Genomic DNA, 2,867 nt, shown 5'->3' with positions numbered 1-2,867 from the left:
ATACAGTTTCTAAAAATTTTAAAATATTACAAATTCTAAGCCTAAACTTTTATCAATAATTTTTATTATTTAATGAATATTTTAATTTATATGTGTATAATTACAGATAAATTTTATTAGAAAGGAATAAATATGAAAAAACTAACCACTACTTCGGGTAATCCTATCGCGGATAACCAAAACTCCCTTACCGCAGGCAGTCGCGGAGGTATAATGTTACAAGATTATCAGCTACTTGAAAAACTAGCTCATCAAAACAGAGAGCGCATCCCCGAGCGCGCCGTTCACGCAAAAGGTAGCGCTGCATACGGAACATTGGAGATTACGCACGACATCTCACGATATACTAAAGCCAAAGTATTGCAAAAAGGCGAGAAAACAAGGCTGCTTTTGAGATTTTCTACCGTTGCCGGTGAAGCTGGAGCGGCTGATGCTGAGCGCGACGTAAGGGGCTTTGCGATTAAATTTTACACCAAAGAGGGCAACTGGGATTTGGTCGGAAACAACACTCCCGTCTTTTTTGTAAAAGACCCGTATAAATTCCCGGATTTTATCCACACGCAAAAGCGTGATCCTCGCACACACCTCCGTTCAAATGAGGCAGCATGGGACTTTTGGAGCTTAAGCCCTGAGAGTATGCATCAAGTAACCATCCTGATGAGTGACCGCGGTATTCCGGCAAGTTACCGTCATATGCACGGATTTGGCAGCCACACCTACAGCCTTATAAATGACAAAAACGAAAGATTTTGGGTTAAATTTCATTTCAAAACTCGCCAAGGCATTAAAAATTTAACCAACGCTCAGGCCTCACAGATCATTGCAAAAGATCGAGAGAGCAATCAACGCGATCTTTTTGAGAGTATAGAAAAGGGCGACTTTCCAAGCTGGGATTTTAAAATTCAAATAATGACTCTACAGCAGGCAAAAGAGGTCAAATTTAACCCCTTTGATCTAACCAAAACTTGGCCTCATAAGGAGTTCCCGCTCATCGACGTGGGCGTCATGACGCTAAACGAAAATCCGAAAAATTATTTCAATGAAGTTGAACAGGCTGCATTTAGTCCGTCAAATATAGTACCTGGTATCAGCTTTAGTCCCGATAAGATGCTGCAAGCAAGGATATTTAGCTACCCCGACGCTCAAAGATATCGTATCGGCACGCACTACGCGCAGCTAGATGTTAATCGTCCTGTAAGCGAGGTCAATACTTACGTCGTGGGCGGCGCGATGAATAACGGAATGTATGAGCTTGACGATAAGGCTTACTATGAGCCTAACAGCTTTGGCGGTGCCAAAGAGGATCGTGCTCTGCTAGAACCTGATATAAGCATAGAAGGCGCGATGCAAAGATACGATCACAGAGTCGAGGATCAGGATTATTATTCGCAACCTAGAGCGCTTTTTGAGCTAATGAGCGACGAACAAAAATCGCAGCTTTTTAGTAATATCGCAGATAGCATGGAGGGTGTGAGCGAAGCGATAAAAGAGCGCGCGATAGGACATTTTGAAAAAATTTCCGCTGACTATGCAAATGGCGTAAGAGCCGCTTTGAAAGCAAAAAATTGACGAGCTTAACGCAGGCCGAGGAGCAAAGATATGGTGAGCTTTGCGCTATAGCGCTTGATTTTGCCAGGCGAGATGATGCTGACGAGCTAGAAAAGATGATAAAAGCCGGTCTTAGCGTAAATTTAAAATCCGCCAAAGGCGACACGCTTTTAATGCTAGCTAGCTATAATAACGCGCTAAAGACTGTAAATATGCTGCTCTCAAACGGCGCCAGAGTCGATGAGCGTAACGACCGCGGGCAAACCCCGCTCGCGGGCGCGGCCTTTAAAGGGCATTTGGAGGTAGTCAAAGCTCTCGTAAATGCAGGTGCAGACGTAGAGGCTACGAGTGGTCTTGGTATGACACCCTATGCCTTTGCTGTGATGTTTGGTAGAAGTGAAACGGCAAAATTTTTACTAAGTAAACGTAAAAAGCAGGGCTTGCTACAAAAACTGGCGGTTAAATTTTTAGGAATTTTCGCCAAAAAGAGCGCGCGAGCGGTTTAAATTTGATATGCCTTGATATTTGGCGGTTTAAAATTTACGCACTTTAGCGCTTATACACGGTTTAAAATTTGACGTATTTTAGGGCTCGCATAGGGCGAAATTTCGGAGATTTTGCTAAAAAGATACAAGGATGGCTTGAAATTTTGGTATACCATTTCTAACCTTTAAGATTTTGCTTCTCTCGCTTATCTGGTACATAGGTATAGTGTCGTTTTGCGATATGCCAATAACACAATAAGCCCTCTTCGTTTATCTAATATGGCACGCTCTTTTATGACTATAAACGGCGCGCGATTTTTAGGTTATAATTTAACTCTCTGCCGGCTTAGGAGATAGAATTTTATATTGCTCGTTCGTCCGCTTCGCTAGTTTAGTAGTGTATGGCTACGCCTGCGTTATTTTGCTAGCGCTGCCTGTCTAATTTGCATTTTTCCCTCCATCTGCTTTGCTGCGCTTCCCATTTCGTCTGAATTTAGCAGGTCTTGTCGGCTTCGCCCGTGGAACTCAATTTTTGCGATGAAGATTGGTATGATTTATTGCGATCCTTGTGGCAAGACTATAAATTTCCCTTCGAATCTTTTCAGGGTTTGTAAATTTTTAAGGTGTTTCAGCGCGCTTGTCTTGTAGCTGGATTTGGCTTAGTACTGCGGCTAAATTTTACCATTTTAGGTTCATCGATCAAGCCTTTTATGCCGAGCCGATTATTATATGTAGCCTAATTTTGATATCTTAAGGATCACGACTATAAGCTCTTAAATTCTATCTCCAGCTGCTTGCGCCAGTCTTGCAGCGAGCGCTCTGCGTCCGCGGCGT

At 42.8% G+C, this 2,867-nt stretch carries 2 protein-coding genes; both read left to right on the top strand.

Translation table 11 applies throughout. The features are described 5' to 3' along the window. The first annotated feature begins 132 nt into the window (after positions 1–132). Positions 133–1,569, top strand: a complete 1,437-nt coding sequence (locus Q0238_RS08095; protein WP_297944885.1) for a catalase — start codon at positions 133–135, stop codon at positions 1,567–1,569. Further along, positions 1,566–2,054 carry an ankyrin repeat domain-containing protein gene (locus tag Q0238_RS08090; RefSeq protein WP_297944882.1) on the top strand — a complete coding sequence of 163 codons (489 nt, stop codon included), beginning with the start codon at positions 1,566–1,568 and terminating at the stop codon, positions 2,052–2,054. Before Q0238_RS08095 ends, Q0238_RS08090 begins: the two co-directional genes overlap by 4 nt. Positions 2,055–2,867: the final 813 nt, after the last annotated feature.

Source organism: uncultured Campylobacter sp. (genome assembly GCF_938045775.1).
Lineage (GTDB): Bacteria > Campylobacterota > Campylobacteria > Campylobacterales > Campylobacteraceae > Campylobacter_B.
Note: the sequence above shows the minus strand (reverse complement) of the source record. Positions and strands in the feature narration are given on the sequence as shown.

Coding starts and splice junctions, on each gene's coding strand:
- Q0238_RS08095 (WP_297944885.1), top strand. CDS start 133: ATGAAAAAACTAACCACTACTTCGGGTAATCCTATCGCGGATAACCAA.